General features: G+C 48.6%; 13 protein-coding genes. 7 read left to right on the plus strand and 6 right to left on the minus strand.

What is annotated here, in order from left to right; translation table 11 throughout:
- Positions 1–7: 7 nt before the first annotated feature.
- Both OH458_RS07925 and OH458_RS07930 read right to left on the minus strand, forming a co-directional pair.
- Positions 8–271 (minus strand): hypothetical protein, encoded by a 264-nt coding sequence (locus OH458_RS07925; protein ID WP_269977891.1) that lies wholly within the window; start codon positions 269–271, stop codon positions 8–10.
- A 156-nt stretch (positions 272–427) separates the two neighbouring features.
- Positions 428–3,202 carry a glycoside hydrolase family 3 protein gene (locus tag OH458_RS07930; protein WP_269977892.1) on the minus strand — a complete coding sequence of 925 codons (2,775 nt, stop codon included), beginning with the start codon at positions 3,200–3,202 and terminating at the stop codon, positions 428–430.
- A gap of 141 nt (positions 3,203–3,343) precedes the next feature.
- Here OH458_RS07930 and OH458_RS07935 point away from each other — a divergent pair, with 141 nt between their 5' ends.
- Positions 3,344–4,225: a helix-turn-helix domain-containing protein gene (locus tag OH458_RS07935; protein WP_269977893.1), complete on the plus strand. Its 882-nt coding sequence runs from the start codon at positions 3,344–3,346 to the stop codon at positions 4,223–4,225.
- 138 nt (positions 4,226–4,363) lie between these two features.
- On the opposite strand, the gene OH458_RS07940 is transcribed toward OH458_RS07935, so the two are convergent.
- The 3 genes from OH458_RS07940 to OH458_RS07950 all read right to left on the minus strand — a co-directional run bounded on the left by OH458_RS07940 (position 4,364) and on the right by OH458_RS07950 (position 9,607).
- Complete coding sequence (locus OH458_RS07940; RefSeq protein WP_269977894.1) at positions 4,364–5,692, minus strand: carbohydrate porin; 1,329 nt, start codon at positions 5,690–5,692, stop codon at positions 4,364–4,366.
- Positions 5,693–6,011: 319 nt separating this feature from the next.
- Positions 6,012–7,598 (minus strand): glycoside hydrolase family 16 protein, encoded by a 1,587-nt coding sequence (locus OH458_RS07945; protein ID WP_269977895.1) that lies wholly within the window; start codon positions 7,596–7,598, stop codon positions 6,012–6,014.
- Between the two features lie 59 nt (positions 7,599–7,657).
- Positions 7,658–9,607: a hypothetical protein gene (locus tag OH458_RS07950; RefSeq protein ID WP_269977896.1), complete on the minus strand. Its 1,950-nt coding sequence runs from the start codon at positions 9,605–9,607 to the stop codon at positions 7,658–7,660.
- A 361-nt stretch (positions 9,608–9,968) separates the two neighbouring features.
- Between OH458_RS07950 and OH458_RS07955 the strand changes: the two genes are divergently transcribed.
- A complete protein-coding gene (locus OH458_RS07955; protein ID WP_269977897.1) occupies positions 9,969–10,964 on the plus strand; it encodes a LacI family DNA-binding transcriptional regulator in 996 nt (331 codons plus the stop codon).
- 122 nt (positions 10,965–11,086) lie between these two features.
- On the opposite strand, the gene OH458_RS07960 is transcribed toward OH458_RS07955, so the two are convergent.
- A complete protein-coding gene (locus tag OH458_RS07960; RefSeq protein ID WP_269977898.1) occupies positions 11,087–11,875 on the minus strand; it encodes a hypothetical protein in 789 nt (262 codons plus the stop codon).
- 437 nt (positions 11,876–12,312) lie between these two features.
- On the opposite strand from OH458_RS07960, the gene OH458_RS07965 reads away from it, so the two are divergent.
- The 5 genes from OH458_RS07965 (at position 12,313) to OH458_RS07985 (ending at position 17,926) form a co-directional block, all read left to right on the plus strand.
- A complete protein-coding gene (locus OH458_RS07965; protein ID WP_269977899.1) occupies positions 12,313–13,947 on the plus strand; it encodes an ABC transporter substrate-binding protein in 1,635 nt (544 codons plus the stop codon).
- A 62-nt stretch (positions 13,948–14,009) separates the two neighbouring features.
- The gene (locus OH458_RS07970) at positions 14,010–14,984 is read left to right on the plus strand and encodes an ABC transporter permease (protein WP_269977900.1); all 975 of its coding nucleotides are present in this window, start codon (positions 14,010–14,012) and stop codon (positions 14,982–14,984) included.
- Between the two features lie 8 nt (positions 14,985–14,992).
- Positions 14,993–15,982, plus strand: coding sequence for an ABC transporter permease (locus OH458_RS07975; RefSeq protein WP_038135358.1), 990 nt, complete (start codon positions 14,993–14,995; stop codon positions 15,980–15,982).
- A complete protein-coding gene (locus OH458_RS07980) occupies positions 15,979–16,932 on the plus strand; it encodes an ABC transporter ATP-binding protein (protein WP_005469434.1) in 954 nt (317 codons plus the stop codon). The genes OH458_RS07975 and OH458_RS07980 overlap by 4 nt, the downstream gene beginning before the upstream one ends.
- A 13-nt stretch (positions 16,933–16,945) precedes the next feature.
- The gene (locus OH458_RS07985; protein ID WP_269977901.1) at positions 16,946–17,926 is read left to right on the plus strand and encodes an ABC transporter ATP-binding protein; all 981 of its coding nucleotides are present in this window, start codon (positions 16,946–16,948) and stop codon (positions 17,924–17,926) included.
- Positions 17,927–17,964 lie beyond the last annotated feature (38 nt).

The following is a 17,964-nucleotide window of genomic DNA, read 5'->3' on the forward strand; positions in this document are numbered from 1 at the left end:
TTTATTGTTAATCTCGCGATTTCTGACACTCGTTTTTATCTTTGGTTAAGTTAGCGAGAGCCTGAGCTTCTATGTTTTCCGAGTCCTGATAAACCTCAAACACATCACCATTTTTGTACCCCGTCAAATGCATGATTGACTGCAGCGCACAGGTGAAAAATGCCATCACTGCAATAATAAACATCACGACACCGCCCACCTCTAACTGCATCATCAACAGCGCGAACCCAAACACAGCCGCCGCAACAATCGCTTTGTTTTTACTTTTCATACCACTCCCTAACAATCACGAGCCTTTTGATTGATGGTACAAATAGTGAATCACGCATAGTTTGAGTAAACACTCAGATGCTCATTGAGTTAATAACAGTTGGCTCAAGAAGCCCCCACAGACTTGTAGAGGCTTCACCCAGATCCAAAAACAGTGCTATGACAGGTTGAAAGTTAGAGTTTCAATTTCTGCCCCCGGTTTGACGAAATTTATCGACAGATGGTACTGGCCTTTTTCCAGTTGAATCTGAAGGCCATCAACGCGCACTGACTTTCCATCTGTGCCGTTAATTGCCAAACTCATACTGAACTCATCATCAATGTAAAGGCTACATGACGACTGAGCCAACGCATCTCGCGAGTATTTCATCACCGCTTGGCATTGGTAAATCCCAGCCTTTTCGACCATAACATCCAACTCGATATTCTGCGAGGCGCCGAGCTCCATCGGTACATCGACTGGATGTGCGGTAGTTATCTCCGCCTGTGTTTTGGCTTTAAAGCGTTTGATTGGCTCATAAGCGGTAAGCGGCCTTTCCATCACTGGCGCATTCAAAATGAAGCGACAAATGTTCATCGCACTGCGTTGCAACTCTGCAAGGGTTAAGGCTCCCGACTCCAGTGCTGCAAGGGTGTCATCTTCCATGGCATTGCGCTGCGCCCCATCATTCTCAACCACCATATAGAGATCGTTTTGCGCCCGCAGCATGTAGGAGGTGTAGGTTTTTGACTCCTCTCCAGCCGAGATGGGGTTGTTCATCTTCGCCCACCAGTCGGTCATCACTATGCCGCTAAATCCCCACTCTTCACGTAGCAAGGTGGTATTGAGATCGTAGTTTGAGGCAGCCCAATGGCCGTTGACCGGGTTATAGGAGGTCATGATTGTCGACGCTTTACCCAGTTTCACCGCCATCTCAAACGGCTTGACGTGAACCTCACGCAAAGCGCGCTCAGACATCACGCTGTCCACGTCTACCCTAGCCGTTTCTTGATCGTTCGCTGCATAGTGCTTAATCGTTCCTGACACGCCCGCTTGGTGTAAACCTAGCGTTTGAGCCGATGCCATCATGCCAGTCAAAAATGGGTCCTCAGAGAAATACTCAAAGTTGCGACCATTTAATGGGTGGCGATGAATATTGATCCCGGGGCCGAGCAGAGTATCAATCTGGTTGGCACGCAGCTCTTGACCAATGAGATTGAACAGTTGTTGGTTGAGCTCTCGGTTCCATGTACAGCCTAGCAATGTCCCTATAGGAACTTGCGTTGCTTTGTGCCCACTGTCCATGCGGATACCGGAAGGCCCATCGGCAGCCGCGGCAATAGGAATGCCAAATTCGAACAGACTGTCACACACGCCACCAAACGCGGCCGCTGTGCCTGGAGTCACCTTAGGGCTGCACATACCTTCGCCACGCACCAGAATCGCCATTTGTTCCGCCGATAATTGGCCAACAAACGCCTCTAACGATGCCTTACCTGATTTAATGTCACCGAGTTTTAAGCCCACATCTCCCGTTTGTGCAATCTCACGTGGCTGATTGGCGTCAATGCGCTCTCGCATACAAACAGTTCGCTTTGGCACCACTTCATAGCGAGCCTCATAGACCGCGTGCTCATTCATTTGACCAGGCTTTAATCGCTCAATAGGTTCTATAGGCGCACAGACTTCCTGTAATTGCTCAATCACCAATAAAGTGGCCAAACACCAAGTCTCAGCAATGGGCTGCGCTTGACGCACGCTGCCACCAAGATAGAAACGATACTCGCCTTCTTCGAGCAAATAACAACTCTTGTGACCCGTTACCCCACTATCGTCATACGATGCGAGTCGATCAATGGGTACCACAAGGTGGAGCACTTGCGACGTATGAGGAGCCAGCTTGAGTGTTTTATCAAAGGCGATCAAAGTGCGCGCAGGTTTACCCAACTTGCCTTGAGGCGCCTCTACATAGAGCTGAACAACCTCTTTCGCCGAGAAACGATCACCTGTATTGGTGACTTCAACGTCGACATGTAACGCTGCTTTTGCCCCCTCCCCCTCAACACGGAAATCAAGCACCCGCTTAGAAAATTCGCTGTATGACAGACCAAAGCCAAATTCGAATTGGACGTGTTGCGGCGCAAAAGTTTCAAAGTAGCGATACCCGACATAGATATCTTCTTGATAGACATTACGCCGCTTGTCGCCAAAATTAGCGGAAGATGGATAGTGCTCAAGCTGATAGGCAATGGTATCTGTCAATCGACCACTGGGTGATTCGGTATCGGACAAAACATCAGCCAGCGCATCTCCAGCTTCCATACCCGCAGCCCAACTGAACATCACCGCTTTGATTGACTCATGCCCCTCTAGCGTCTCTAGCCACGACATATCCATAATGTTGGTCACGTTCATCACGACAATCACGCAATCAAAATGTCGACACACTTCGACGAGCATTTGGGTTTCTTGGGAGGTCAATCGATAGCTGCCCGGCTGGTCGTCATTGTCTTGATCTTCACCCGCCGTTCGACCAATAAACACAATCGCCTTAGTCGAGTTTTGTGCCGCCTCGCTCACCAAATCTGCAGTGACGGGCATCTCTTCTTGAAACCAAGGCTCTGCCGCCCAACCGCCACCGCCATCGTCAAAAGGGTGTGCGTCAACCCAACGTCGATACGTTGTCGCTAACTCTGCATTAAGGGTGATAGCAGGGTGTGCCTCTAACCCGTCGAGCGCGCTGATTGCGTACGGCACATTCACCGCGCCGCCAGAGCCAGTGCCGCTTCGATAGGTGTCGACTTGGCAGCGACCAAACAACGACACCACATCATTGTCAGAAAGCGGTAACGCATGCTGTTCATTTTTAAGCAAGACAATTCCCTCTGTCGCCGCCTGACGACTGACAGGAACCAAGTTCTGTTGCGCGGATTGAATCTGTTTGTTTCGCATAATGGACCACATGATTGAATGATGAATACCTTGTGTGTCACCCAATGTGAATGACTCACTGTGCTTCTTATACAAAGCATAGTATGCTGACCGTGTTCGCTTATCTCCTAACAAAGCGACACAAACAAGGAAATTAGCGACATGGCAATCCGATATAGACTTAGCTCACACCAACGGCACCAACATCTAAGTTTTGCCTTTGTCGATGGCGACCATCAGTCCGACTTCGCGCTGCATCAACATGACTTTTCTGAACTTTTTCTTGTGGTTGAGGGAAGTGGCAAACACTTGGTGGCAAACTACCAATATCCGCTCACCGCAGGGGATGTATTTGTTATAAAGGGCGAAACAGAACACGGCTTTAAAGACGTCAAGGATCTTAAGCTGATTAACTTGATGTTTGATGCCAACGCCCCTTTTTTCGAGCTTCCTTCTATGCGTGCTCTTTCGGGATACCAAGCGCTGTTCAATATTGAGCCTCTGGCGCGGCAAACAACTGACTATCAAGCCAAATTGACCCTCTCCCAAGTTCAACTGACGGATATCAAACACCTTCTTGAATCGATCCGAGTCGAGTACGAAACAGGCCAAGCTGGCTTTGAAGTGATGATCAACAGCTTAATGCAGCAATTGATTATCACCTTGGCAAGGATCTACGCCGATCAGCAAGAAGCAGCTCCGAAACCGACACACGCGTTGAGCCGCGCAATGGTTTATATCGAGCAGCACTATACGTCTGGGGAGGTCTCTCCTGAGCATATTGCTCATGCCGCATTCATCAGCCAGCGTCAGTTGGAGAGGCTTTTCAAACAGTATTTAAACAACTCCCCCAACCAGTACGTCCGCCAACTACAACTGTCCTACGCCCATAAGCTGATTACGGAAGAGAAACTCACCTCGGTGCAACAGATTGCCGAACAATCTGGGTTTCATGACAGCAACTACTTCTCAAAATGCTACAAGCAGCGCTTTCATCTCACCCCGCGAGAAGAAATAAAAAAAGCCGCTACCATGAGCGGCTAAGTGAGCGTTAGGAGCAGTCCCTAAGTCTTCAGAACGTGTTTGCCTGAACAGTTGCAACACAAAAAAGGATAGTATGAAAAAGGAAGGCATCCTGTTCTTGGCCACAAGATGCCTTCAATATTTGCGCTCGTCAGTGTTTTACCACCACATATCCGCTTGGATACCCACAATAAAGTCGCCATCTTTGCCATTGCCGTCACGGTCTTGTCCGTCAAGGTATGACGCTAGGAAGCGGATTTCTGGGTTAGGACCAAAGCCTGAGCTGACGACCATAGTTGGTGCGATAGTTAACTTGTAATCGTAAGAATCGGCTTTTTCGCCATTGCGATCTTCGTAGTTGAACATGTAGCCTGCTTCTGTTGCGATAAAGAAGTTGTCAGACACAGGGAAGGTAGGACGTACCATCGCCGACACCCAACCATCACTCGCGCCATTGTCAAAGTCATTGTATTGAGTTTGTAGCGAGTGGAAGACGTTCACACCGTTATCGAAGAAATAGCCACCCCAAGCGAGCGCGCGGAAAGAAGTATCGTTGTCATCAACCGCTTTAACACATGAAGTGCCACAGCCCGTTCCTGTGGTTAGCCAGCTTTGATAATCACTGCCTGGTTTATAAGTATTGTATGTCGTAATCGTGCCACCTAGCAGGTTACCCGAGCCCAATCCTTTACCCGCTTGAGCGATGTACTTGGTAAAGCCTTTGTCAGACAGCCCAAATACCGAGTCGGTATGAACGATGGCTGTCATCTCGTAACCTTTTTCCGCGAAGGCCTCTTCACCCGCGCCAAAACCTAAATCAATCATGTTGTCTGGCATAAACTTCGCCATGGCATGCAGCTCGACGCTACCCAAGTTCACTCCAGCGTGGAACGCGTGCATGATGTTGTTGCCGTCACCCCAAAAGCCGGTATCACCAGAGTCATCACTCGCGATGTAAGCGAAATCCCATTTGTTGCCACCTAGCTCCACGCCTTCGATGCCCACACCCGTACCCGACATATCGGTGTAGAAAAAGTCGGTCATAAAGATGTAGTTATCTTTGCCGTAGAATCGTTTACCGCCCCATACAACGCCGGTATCGGAGACTCCTTCAAACTCAACAAAAGTTTCCGCCATACCAATTTCGCTGTTGGTGGCATCGGCGTTTGCACCTAACTGGTTAGTCGCGTATTGCGCGTTATCCGCAGCAGCGCGGGTTTTGATTCGGATCTGCTGGCCCGCGTCGTTGACAAAGTTCTTTTGCAGTGCCAATTCAAAGTGGCTATCAGATTCTACGCCTAATCGACCTAAACGCTCTTTCGATGCAGGGAACTTAGCACGCTTGAAGTCATCATTTTTGCTGTAAAGGACACCCGCACGGAAATAACCGTGAAATTCGAATCCTTCGGATTTTTCTGCTAACGCAGGTAGTGAGGTGACTCCAGTCGTCGCGATAAGGCAAGCAAGAGTAATCTTAGACAGTCTCATAGTAACTCCATGTTATTTCGCGCCAAAGAAAGCGCTTTCTTTTGTTTTGATATAAAAATCCAAAAATAAGCAGCATTCAAAAGCGTAGGGCATTCAATAGAGCGATACAGACTCAAATGAAGACAGAGTTGCTATTCATGTTTGGATTGAGGACAGAATACCCACCTACAACCCCTACAAAAAGTTATTTAAATCACAAAGAAAACGCTTTCTTTTAAGGTCGATCACAAATTCCAATCTGATGATAAGAAGCTCAGGAACAAAAATACCGCGCATCAGGCGCGGTATTTTACGGGTTGGTTGAAGAGCCAAGCAGCGATTACTTGGTCATTCGGATGTTATCCAACAACATGGTCATTTCTCCAGTCGGCTCAAATACCAGCAAGTTATTGATGTTGGCGGGATCGGCGCTACCGGAAGCATAGCGATTGCCCCCTGCAATGATATCGGCAACAGGGATTGAGATAGTTTGCCAATCGCTCGTTCCATCCAGAGGAACCGTGATATCACTGGTCGCAGGCCAACCACTGTCCATCTTAACGACCAACTCCACACCGGCGCCGATGTTCTCGACTTTAACGTCAAAGATCAGTACCCCAGATTCTAACCAAGACGACAAATCGGTCTTTGGTGAGCGGAAATAGAGGTTACCCCCACCATTGAGTTTCGAGATAGACAACACCTTGCCTCGGCTCGGTTCATCAACCTCCGCGTGTTCCACAATATCAGTCGGGTCATAACTGCCATAAGCTAAGCTGGTGTTGAGTGAGTCCTCAAATATTATCAACTCGGGTCCATTCGCATAGCTGTCATCTTGAACCAAAATAGCAGGTGGTTGATTTCCTTTTACCAAGGTGGCGTTTTCTGAAGTGGCAGCGCAGCCCTTCCCTTTCCAGCGGTCAACTGAGCAGCGGTACACTTTGACATAATCAACCAACATGGTTTGCGGGAAAATGTCGCTATTAACGCCTTTTTCATTCGCGTTGGCCGCCCAAGAACCACCAACAGCGACATTGAGCAATAAGTGAAACTTCTCATTGAATGGCGCAAGCGTGTCGGCATTCACCAACTGCCCATCTTGTTCATACTGAGCGTACCAACCTTCATGGGTTTGCGTTGCATAGTGAATATTGTCTACATACCAACGAATTTCGCCCTCTTCCCATTCAATAGCGTAAGTATGGAAATCGTCGGCAGGGTTAATCCCATTCGGTAAGGTAACGCCCAACCCACTGTGCACGTTATCTGGCCACGCTTTACCATAATGCAATGTCGCATGAATTCGGTTTTCTGCGTCACCCGGTTTCGCGCCTGGCGCATCGGATTGAGTGTTCAGGTTGACCGCTTCAAGAATGTCGATCTCTCCCGAGGCGGCCCAAGTGCCATATTTGCTTTGTGTCGGCAGCATCCAAATCGCAGGCCACGTACCTTGCCCAGATGGCAGTTTGGCGCGAACCTCGAAACGACCATATTTTTGGTCACGCTTGCCTTTGGTTCTCAGCCTTGCCGATGTGTAGGGCAAGGTTTTCGTCGCGCCTCCCTCTATGCCGTCAGGGTTATCAGGTCCGGTAAATGACTCTTTGCGCGCCACAATATGAAGAAAACCGTCTTTAACAAAGGCATTTTTCTCTCGGTCTGTGTAGCACTGTTGTTCATTGTTACCGCCGCCCCAGCAATTTTGCTCAAACGACCAGTAGCGAGGGTTGATACGCTCGCCATCAAAGTTATCTTGCCACGCAAGCTGCCATTTTTCGCTCGGCGTTATCGTCTCTTGCTTCAATGCCACCGGCTTTTTACCCGTGATAAATGGCGCATCTGGGGTGTCTGCAGTACTGGCGCATCCCGCAATGATCGAGCCCGCAATCGCAGTCAGCATAAGCTGAGTAATCGGTGTTTTGTCCAACATAATTATCCTTTCTAACGTGCGATAGGACCCAAGCCCTATCGCCTAAAACATCTGGGGTGTTATTTCGAGTAGTAGACGTTGCTGACTTCGACTGTTGCGCCATCTGGAATGTAGTTTTCTCCCGCTCCGTCCACTTCGCCAAGGAAGAACATCAATGCCACTACGGCGCTAAGGTCCATTTGCTCATAATTGGCAAGTTGTGACAGAGGAATGGAATAGCTTTGTGTCTCGGTAGAGATTGGGTACGCCGTATTCCCACCCACTTGAACGAAGTGGTTAACGGTGCCAGATCCTGCCGTTTGCATGCCCAGTTTGAACGCCACATCCGCTAGAGATTGCGTCGCTTTGATATCAAAATGTAAGCTGCCTTGTTCAAATCCCGTTAGGTTGGCTTCAACGCTAGGCTGAACCCCCGCCCCCCACCAGCCAGGGAAGTTATCTGCTCCCCCTGTCACCATAATTGATGAGCCTGATTCGCTGAGATAGATTCCCGAGTTCCCGCCCCACCAATAGAGATTGATTCCGTCAGCTAATGCGCTATCAATCACTGGATAACTGTCGCTGTTCACTGGCGCTTCTTCGTAAGGTGGTAGCTGAGCATCGAGCATAAGAGCATCAAGGTTGCCTGCGTAAGTTTTGCTGAGCGCAATCGGGTTTCCATCACCATCTTGGCCACGAGTCAAGCCATCAAACGCTCCCTGATCAAGCAAATCCCAAAGCAGGTACTTCGCTTGGCCATTCATATCGATCATGCCAAAGTGCTTTTCAGAATGGTTGGCATCGGCGTGCTCCCACCCCGCTTTCCACTGCTCATCAAAAGCTTCAAAGAAAAACAGCGAGGCACCAAACTCATTTGACCACTCTCTCAACCCGTCGTAATACAGTTTCTGTTTGTATTGGTCCGATGCCTTGGTTCCTGTCGCCCCAAACCCGTCACTCGACACGGTTGACCAACCGGTTTCACCGATATGAATCTGTTTCGTTGCATCAATGGCATTCACATTGCCTTGAACCATTTTGACCTGGCTTAAGAAATGCGCTTGCGCTCTTTCCATGGCGGCCTCAAGCTGCTGTTGTTTTGGCAAGTCTTGTTCATTCAACGGTACCGCCCAAAAGTCGCCATTCCAGTGGGTATCATGAAATGGGTACGAATGGACCGAAACATAGTCGACCGCTTCAATAAGTGCTTTATAGTCATCGCCCGCATAATCGCCTTGCCCCGCCCAGACGGCAAAGTTGTCCGAACTGGTAATCCAAACGTCCACAGGAAGTTCATCGACTAAGTCGTCATAGCCCTTGGTAAAGTCAGCCGTTTTGAGAGCCTGAAGTTGATTCACATAGCCTGTTACCACGGTAGGGGAAACATGATAGTTCGCCCAATGGACCATAGATTCATTCCCCACAGCGAGCACTTTGATGATTTCGGGGTAGAGGTTGACCAGTTCAATCGCCTTGTCCATTTCCGCTTCGCTGGTTGCACTGCCTTGGGTTCTATCGATGTCACCCCCACCCCAAGCATTGACTGCATCGACCCAGATCCCCAACATGACAAACATTTTGAACCCTTCGCGATAGTCCGGAGACGCGGGATTCATCAAAGCATCAATCGCAGCAAGGACTCGCTCGGTATCAATGAAATCTTGCGTGTGATAGGTACGAATCATCTTGATTCCCATCGCTTCCATTAACAGAAGATCTTCTTTTATCTCCTCAACAGACGGCGCATTGTCGCCACTGTCACGGACAGCTTTGCGAAATGATCCGTAAGAGATAGCCTGAAAATCCGGATTGCCAAGCAGAAAATCCGATCCCGCAGCACGACTCGCGGCAGCGTCATAACCATAGATATTGGGATAAGGGGCAAGAGGGGCAGGTTGAGCAGCAAGCGTCACTCGCTCAGTGTTATCAGGTGTCGAGCTCGATTCCTCCAACAGTTCTGAGTTACAGCCAGCAAGTAATAAAGGCAAACAGACCAGTAGAGCACTATTTTTAAGTTTGAATTTTTGCATAGGGTGCATTTCCATATCGTTCCACTATTTCATCATCTGACACAGGAAAGCGCTTTCTTGTAAATTTTGTTAAACACTCACCTGATGATATCCAGTTGTCATTCGACTGTCTTTGCTCAATACTGCTGCGCTTAATTTGATCAATGACTTAGAAATAACATTGGAATATGGCGATTTTGCCAACAGAACACCCCTACATTACGAGATCTAAATCATATTGAAAGCGCTTTCTTTGGTTTATGCTCACATTTATGGGGTAAAATGGAGATAAATGTAGAGTCCTCCAAGAAAAGCGAGTAAATAGTAAAACACCATACACTCGTAAACGAATAACGACACCCTTTTTAAAAGAGTTAATGCCTTGATTACAATAAAAGAAGTCGCAGAGTTGGCCAAAGTTTCCCAAGCAACTGTCTCTCGTGCAATTAACAATCACCCGACTGTGAAAGAAGCGAACCGTAAGAAAGTGTTTGCTGCGATTGAGCAACTCGGATATAAGCCCAATGCATTTGCTCAGGCATTAGCATCCAGTCGCTCTAACAGCATAGGCATGCTTGTTGGCTCGTTAGATGGCCCCTTCTATGGTCCGTTAATGCACCACACGGAAGACACTATTCGCTGTAACAACAATCACTTGATTGTCACTAGCGGTCAGGAGTCTCACACCAAAGAGCGCGAGTCGATTGAATTTTTGCGCTCTAAACGCGTAGATGGCTTCATTTTGCACTCAGACAAACTGTCTGACGACGAACTCATTGAGGTGGTCAAAGAGACCCCTGCAACCATCATTTTGAATCGCTTTATCCCAGATATTGCTGACAACTGCATTTTTATCGACAACGAGTTGGGCGGCTATCTTGCAACCAAGCATTTACTCGACAAAGGCCATCAGAAAATCGCTTGTATTACGGGTCAACTCAGTAAAGGAGATAGCCGAGACCGACTGCAAGGCTATCGTCTAGCCCTTGCTGAAGCGGGGATCACCTATAATCCGTCCTATGTGATTGAAGGGCGATTTGACCATGATGGCAACCATGAGCGCACTCGACGCCTTTTGGATCGCGCCCCAGACATCACCGCGGTCTTCTGCCAAAACGATAACATTGCCCTTGCGGTGTATGACGTTGCTGCTGAACGCAACATCACCATTGGCAAAGACTTGTCCGTGGTAGGCTTTGACAATGATTACCACAGCGCCCACATTCGCCCTAGATTGACAACCGTTAACTTCCCAGTCGAAGAGATGGGCAGGGAAGCGGCAAGAGGTGTGCTGGCGATTGTGCAAGACAACCCAGCGAGTATGAAAAAGCAGCTTCAACCAGAGCTGATTGTGCGAGATTCCGTCGGCACGCTATAACCGCTGGAAATGATCGGGTCGTCATAGCGATAGATAACCGATTCAATCAGAGCCGTCGTCCACTTAGAACGATCGTCGAGAAAAAGCGGATTCACTCCGCTTTCTCACATGCACATGTGGGCTCAAAGAGGCTCCGTTAACCGATACAAGTCCGCTTCAATAAGCGCCTCATACCCTTCTGGCAGCATAGGATTGGTTAACGTCATCACCTGACGATGAGCCAAGTCTGCTTTTGCGATTGCTTCCCCATAGTGAGCGAAGAAATGCTCCGTCACCATTTGCTGTTTTTCCTGCCACTGTTGCCCTAAGCGCTCAGCTAACTGAGCCCCGTTTTTGTTCACATAAAACACAACCGGAAATGGATAATAGAGTGCCAGTGTTGGCTCGATGGCTAAATTACGCGTTTGCTGGTTAGGGTCAGCCAAAATGTCATGGATTTCATTGACGCCGAGCGTCATAAAGTCGACCTCACCCTGCTCGATCCAGCCCAGCATATCGTCCAACGAACCGCGCTCAATAACATCAAACCCGTTGGCTCGAAAAAGCTCAGCATCGACCCAAGTGGCAGGCACCCCCACTCGTTTAGATTTCAATTGCGCCAATGTTAAATCTCGAAACTCGTCGATACGCTCACGAGCAACCACCATTAAACGCCAACCAAGCAGCCCTCGACAAAGTGGAATCTTCACTTCAATCAAGGGTTTTCCAGCAAACTTCTTGTTTCCGGCAATCGTCACCAGCGCATCCGCGCCATTGTCAAACACAGCGCCTTCATCTTCCGCAGCGGGATAGTCGGTAAGGTCGTTATGTATTGGTTCTAATTCCTTGCTATCTGCGGCCAACAGCTCGAATAATTGATACTCATATTCTTGCCTAGCAACAGACTTATTTCCGTTCCAAAAAGTGATCACGAGATTCCCCCTAAGTGCACGACAGAAGAGCTAAGAATTTCCTTTTTGCCCCACCAAAGAAAGCGGTTTCTTTAATTTTGGTGGAATTTGTGAAGATCCGCAAATTTAACACAGAGAAAAGAGTGATCGACATCTAAAAATATCGTTTATTTCAGCCTGCCTGTTGTAAAAATCTAGCATGAAAACGCTCAAAGACACTAACAGTAAAAACGTGGGGTATCATTTTAAATAACTGATTATATTAAATAATAAACCAAACCCCATTCTAATTTCATTATCTTGGCACAAAGCAATGATCTGTGATCCAAGGTCTATTTTGAACACAAAAGTTTGTATTCATGACTTCATGAAGCTAAAACAACCCAAAGAAAGCGCTTTCTTTTTAAGAAACGCTTCCGGGGGATGAATCAAACCAATAATGAAATAAGGACAATGTGATGCATAAGAAAACTCTGCTCGCGACCATTGCTGCCAGCATGCTGCTTTCAACGGCGGCTCAAGCGGAAGACATCAAGCAAGGTGGAACACTGACGGTTCCAATCATCAACACAGGCTTTGTGGAAAATTTCAACCCATACACCACCAAAGACCTGTACCACGGCATCATGTTTGAGCCACTAATGGTCTTCAACAATATGACAGGCGAGACAGACTTCCGCCTAGCCGAGTCATTTGCATACTCTGATGATCTTAAAACGATCACCTTAACACTTAAAAAGGGCTTGAAATGGTCTGATGGTACGCCGTTAACAGCGCAAGACGTGGTCTACAGCTTCATGCTTACGAAAGAGGCGCCTGCCTTTGACCAAAAGGGGATTTGGTCGGGTAAGAACTTGCAAACCATCACAGCGACAGATGCAACCACGGTGGTTTTCGAGCTAGCGAAAGCCGACTCAACATTCGCTTGGAATCTAGAGCGTTACCACATTGTTCCAAAACACATCTGGTCAAAAGTTGATGACCTCACCACATTTACCAACCCTAACCCTGTTGGTAGCGGTCCAATGACGGTGGTGAAATACCTCAAGCCTCAGCAAATGGAGCTGTGTCGCAATCCAAATTACTACCTTGAAGGCCGTCCTTACCTAGATTGTGTCAACTTCCGCTCGTACAACGACAACTCACAAATTCAACCTGCTTTGATCAAAGGCGAAATTGACTGGGGCTCCAACTTTATTGCCGACGTTGAGTCGACCTTCGTGGCTCAAGATAAAGCGAACAACCACTTCTGGTACCCAGCAAACGACGCGATCCACCTTTACGTAAACACCAAGAAAAAGCCATTTGATGATCTTCGCGTTCGTCAGGCGCTCTCAATGGCGCTAGACCGTGAAGCGATTGTAGATATCGCCGCTTACGGTTACCCAACAGCCAACTACAACCCAGGTGGCATCGCAGAGCTGTACAAAACGCACATTGATAAAAACGTGAACGACAAGTACGGGTACCTTACGCGCTACGACGCAGACAAAGCAAAAGCACTGCTTGATGAAGCAGGACTGGTCGATAAAAACGGCGACGGCTACCGCGACAATAGCGATGGCTCAGATATTTCTTTCGATATTGAAGTTGTGAACGGCTGGACCGACTGGATTCAAGTTGTGCAAATGGTCACCGAGTACTTCGACGAGGTGGGGATTAAAGCCAATGTGAAGACAGTCGACTGGGCGGTGTATGACAAGAATCTTAAAGAGAGCAACTACACCATGTCGATTAACTGGTCGATGGTGGCAACCAACCCAATCTTAGCTTACCAAGAGTACTTCTCAACGTCGCGCATTGGTAAAACATGGCACGCGGGTCACGGCATTAACTCACTAGAGATCGACAAGCTGATCGAGAGTTTTGGCAAGATTGGTGATGCCCAAGAACAAGAAGCGGTGATCTCTGAGTTGCAAGAATACACAGCTCAAAACATGCCATTTATCCCACTGTTCTCAAACCCGACATGGTTCCAATACAGCACCAAGAAAGTGGTGGGTTGGCCGAACGAAAAAGATCCATACGTTCAACCAGTTTGGTACGACGGCGGTAAGCGCGTGATTATTTTGAACAACTTACACCTTAAATAATCTCTCTCACTAGCAATTATAAGGAGCCTAAGTTGTTAGGCTCCTAGGTTAAAAGGTTCGTTATGTCGTTTTTAGTTCGCCGATTTGGCTTTTATTTCACCGCTTTTCTTATTGCCATATCCTTCAACTTTATGTTGCCAAGGTTAATGCCCGGAGATCCCGTGGATGCCTTGTTTGCAGCAGCCCAAGGTCGAATGGATCCTGCGCAAATGGATGCGGTGCGCGAAATGTATGGCTTTGTGGATGGCAACATCTTCGAGCAATACATCGCTTACATAAAAAGTGTTTTTACCCTCGATCTTGGCCCTTCCGTGCTGATGTTCCCTGTGAGTGTCTCTGAAGTGATCGCCAATGCCCTACCTTGGACCATGTTCTTAGCCTTGGGCTCTTTGATTGTCGCGCTTATCATCGGTGTCAGTATTGGTACTTATGCCTCTTACCGACGCGAAGGTATTTTTGGTCAGGTAGTACCACCGGTTCTCGCGTTCATCAGTAACTTCCCTTACATCGTTACCGCGCTGCTGCTGTTTTACTTCTTTGGCTTAAAACTCGAGATGCTTCCCCTCGCCTACACCTATGACCCAGCACTCGACCCCGGCTTTACGTGGGAGTTTATCTCCAGTGTCGCGAAACACGCCGTATTACCGGTTGGTTCGATGGTGATCGTCGGAATCTCAACATGGGTGTTTAACATGCGCAACGCGATGATCAACGTCTTGGGCGAAGATTACGTCACCATGGCGGAAGCGAAAGGGTTAAGCAGCTACCGCGTCATGTCTCGCTATGCTGGACGCAATGCCATCCTTCCTGTCGCAACAGCCATTGCGATGGCGATTGGTTTCTCGTTTGCAGGCTCGATCATGACCGAAGTGGTATTTAACTACCAAGGACTTGGCAACATCTTGCTAAAAGGCATTGTGGCGCGCGATTACCCACTTATTCAAGCCATTCTACTCATTCTGGTGTCAGCGGTTCTGACTGCGAATTTCATCGCTGACTTACTCTACGTTTGGCTCGATCCACGTATTTCGAATTAAGGTGCATCATGGACAAACTCATTAACACGACTTCATCGTCCGCCCACGCTTTGACAAAACGTGAATCAAAGTTTTCGTGGCAACGAATCAAGAAATCGCTCGGCAAAGTGTACGCTTTCTTTTATGGCAATCCACCAGCCATCATTGGCGGCCTGTTACTCTCCATTGTGTTGGCTGGCGCTATTTTTGCTCCAGTATTGGCAACGCATAACCCAGAAAAACGGGTCGCAAGGCCACATGTCGCCCCCAACGCAGAGCATGTGCTTGGCACCACTCGTAGCGGACGCGACGTTTACAGCCAAGTGCTCTATGGCGCACGTAAATCGTTAACCGTGGCGATCTCTGCGGGCATCATTGCGATGAGCCTTGCGGTGATCATTGGCGTTTCATCAGGCTACTTTGGTGGAAAAATTGATGACCGTTTGAACTTTTTGACCAACGTTTTCTTGGTCTTCCCTCAATTGCCATTGTTGATTGTTCTGGCCGCGTTCTTAGGTCAAGTCGGGTCTCTGGTGATAACCATCCTCCTCGGGATCACCTCCTGGCCGTGGGGCGCGCGGGTCATACGCTCGCAAACCATGGCGATTCGTAACAAGGAGTTCATCATCTCTGCGGAAGTGATGGGCGAATCCAAAATCCGCATCATCCTCGTTGAGATCCTGCCGAACCTTGTCTCGATTGTGTTTGGCGGCTTCCTAGGTACGGTGATCTACGCAATGGGCTCAGAAGCGGGGCTAGGCATTCTCGGTTTGGGTGATGCAACCGAAGTGAGCTGGGGATCCATGCTCTACTGGGCACAAACCTCGTCAGCGCTGTACACCGGAGCGTGGTGGGAAATGCTGGTACCAGCGATGGCATTGGCAATTACCGGCGGTGCGCTTGCACTAGTCAATATGTCGATTGACCAAGTGAGCAACCCGAAACTACGTACCGGCCCGCACATCAAGCTGTGGCACAAACTGAAAAAAGAAGCCGATAAACGCCGAGGTCTAAGATGAGCAAATTACTAGAAATCAATAATCTATGCGTTGACTATGTGTCTCCAAATGGCGTAGCTCGCGCGGTAAACAACGTCAGCCTGTCCATTGCACCAGGTGAAACCTTAGGTATTGCAGGTGAATCAGGCTGCGGCAAGAGCACGCTCGCGTTTGCGATCTCTCGCTTACACAAAGCGCCCGCATTGATTTCCGAGGGTGAAATCATCTACAACGGCCAAGATGTGTTGAAGATGAATGATCGCCAGCTACGTAAGTTCCGCTGGAACGACGTCTCGGTGGTGTTTCAAAGTGCGATGAACTCGCTCAACCCAGTGATTACCATTGGCGAGCAGTTAACTGACGTCATTCTTGCTCATCGCAAGATTCCTTACAAACAAGCTTATGACCGTGCCGTAGAGCTACTGAACGTGGTGGGTATACATGGCGACCGTATGGCGAGCTTCCCACACCAATTAAGTGGCGGCATGCGTCAACGCGTGGTGATCGCAGTCGCGTTAGCCCTTGAGCCAAAACTGATCATTATGGACGAGCCAACCACCGCGCTTGATGTGGTGGTCGAGCGCGAAATCCTCAATGAGCTGTATGAACTCAAGAGCAAGTTCGGTTTCTCGATTCTGTTCATCAGCCATGACTTGAGCTTGATGGGTGAAATTGCAGACCGAATTGGCGTGATGTACGCGGGCAATCTGATTGAACTTGGCGATGCTCAGAACGTCTTTGGTGACCCTCAGCATCCTTATACCAAAGGACTGATTTCGTCATTCCCAACCATTCACGGACCAAAAGAGCGCTTGTACGGCATCCCGGGTAACCCAGTGAACTTACTGCAAATTCCACAAGGCTGTAACTTCCAAGAACGATGCAACGACTGCTTTGCCCAGTGTAAGCAGGCAGAACCTGTATTGGCGCGTGTCAACAACGGCAACTTAGTCTCTTGCCACCTTGTTTAACAGGAGAGAAAACATGGAAAACGCAACCAATCCTGAGGTCATTCTCTCGGTGAAAAACTTGGTCAAAGACTTTCCACTCGGTCAGTCAGTGAAAAGCAATCTTATGCGCGCCGTAAACGACGTATCGTTTGAGCTGCGTAAAGGCGAAGCACTGGCCATTGTTGGTGAATCTGGCTCAGGAAAAAGTACTGGCGCACGCGTCTTAACTCGTATCTATGATAAAACTGGCGGTAATGTTGAGTTTAAAGGCCAAGAGCTCAACGAGTACATCAAAGAGCATGGTGAGCTTGAATACGCACGCCAAGTGCAGATGATCTTCCAAGACCCATTTGGCTCGTTAAACCCTGTTCATACCATCTATCATCACATCGCTCGCCCTTTGATGATTCACAATCGTGCGAGCAAAGAAGCGATCCCACAACTGGTGTATGAGTTACTCGACTTGGTTGGTCTGTCACCAGTAAAAGAGACGGCAGAAAAGTACCCACATGAGCTAAGTGGTGGTCAACGCCAACGTGTCGCGATTGCCCGCGCGATTGCGGTCGATCCTGAGGTCATCCTTGCCGATGAACCAATTTCAATGCTCGATGTGTCGGTTCGACTCGGCATCTTGAACTTGATGTCAGATCTTAAAGACAAACACGGCATTTCATTTATGTACATCACCCACGATATCGCTACCGCGCGTTACTTCGCGGAAAAGACCGCCGTGATGTACGTCGGGCACATGGTGGAATGGGGAAACAGCGACAGCGTGACGCAAAATCCACAGCATCCATACTCGCAGTTACTTCTTTCTGCGGTACCGGAAGTGGGCAACTCAGGAAAACGCGAGCTAATGGCGAAAAAAGGCGACATCCCACTGTGGAAACCCAGCAGTGTCGGCTGTCCGTTTGCCAGTCGCTGCCTAAAAGCGACTGAGCAATGTACGCAGTCCGTGCCCGAGCCAACCCAAGTCGGGCCAGACCATTACGCGCGCTGCCATCACCTATAACGATAAACAGATTTAAACAGACATTTCGCTCTAAGCTT

The sequence above is a fragment of the Vibrio sp. MarTm2 genome (assembly GCF_027587055.1).
Lineage (GTDB): Bacteria > Pseudomonadota > Gammaproteobacteria > Enterobacterales > Vibrionaceae > Vibrio > Vibrio sinaloensis_D.

Excerpts from the sequence above, each read along its gene's own strand:
- OH458_RS07925 (WP_269977891.1), bottom strand. The coding sequence starts at position 271 with ATGAAAAGTAAAAACAAAGCGATTGTTGCGGCGGCTGTGTTTGGGTTC.
- OH458_RS07940 (WP_269977894.1), bottom strand. The coding sequence starts at position 5,692 with ATGAGACTGTCTAAGATTACTCTTGCTTGCCTTATCGCGACGACTGGA.
- OH458_RS07965 (WP_269977899.1), top strand. The coding sequence starts at position 12,313 with ATGCATAAGAAAACTCTGCTCGCGACCATTGCTGCCAGCATGCTGCTT.
- OH458_RS07930 (WP_269977892.1), bottom strand. The coding sequence starts at position 3,202 with ATGCGAAACAAACAGATTCAATCCGCGCAACAGAACTTGGTTCCTGTC.
- OH458_RS07935 (WP_269977893.1), top strand. The coding sequence starts at position 3,344 with ATGGCAATCCGATATAGACTTAGCTCACACCAACGGCACCAACATCTA.
- OH458_RS07950 (WP_269977896.1), bottom strand. The coding sequence starts at position 9,607 with ATGCAAAAATTCAAACTTAAAAATAGTGCTCTACTGGTCTGTTTGCCT.
- OH458_RS07980 (WP_005469434.1), top strand. The coding sequence starts at position 15,979 with ATGAGCAAATTACTAGAAATCAATAATCTATGCGTTGACTATGTGTCT.
- OH458_RS07970 (WP_269977900.1), top strand. The coding sequence starts at position 14,010 with ATGTCGTTTTTAGTTCGCCGATTTGGCTTTTATTTCACCGCTTTTCTT.
- OH458_RS07975 (WP_038135358.1), top strand. The coding sequence starts at position 14,993 with ATGGACAAACTCATTAACACGACTTCATCGTCCGCCCACGCTTTGACA.
- OH458_RS07985 (WP_269977901.1), top strand. The coding sequence starts at position 16,946 with ATGGAAAACGCAACCAATCCTGAGGTCATTCTCTCGGTGAAAAACTTG.
- OH458_RS07945 (WP_269977895.1), bottom strand. The coding sequence starts at position 7,598 with ATGTTGGACAAAACACCGATTACTCAGCTTATGCTGACTGCGATTGCG.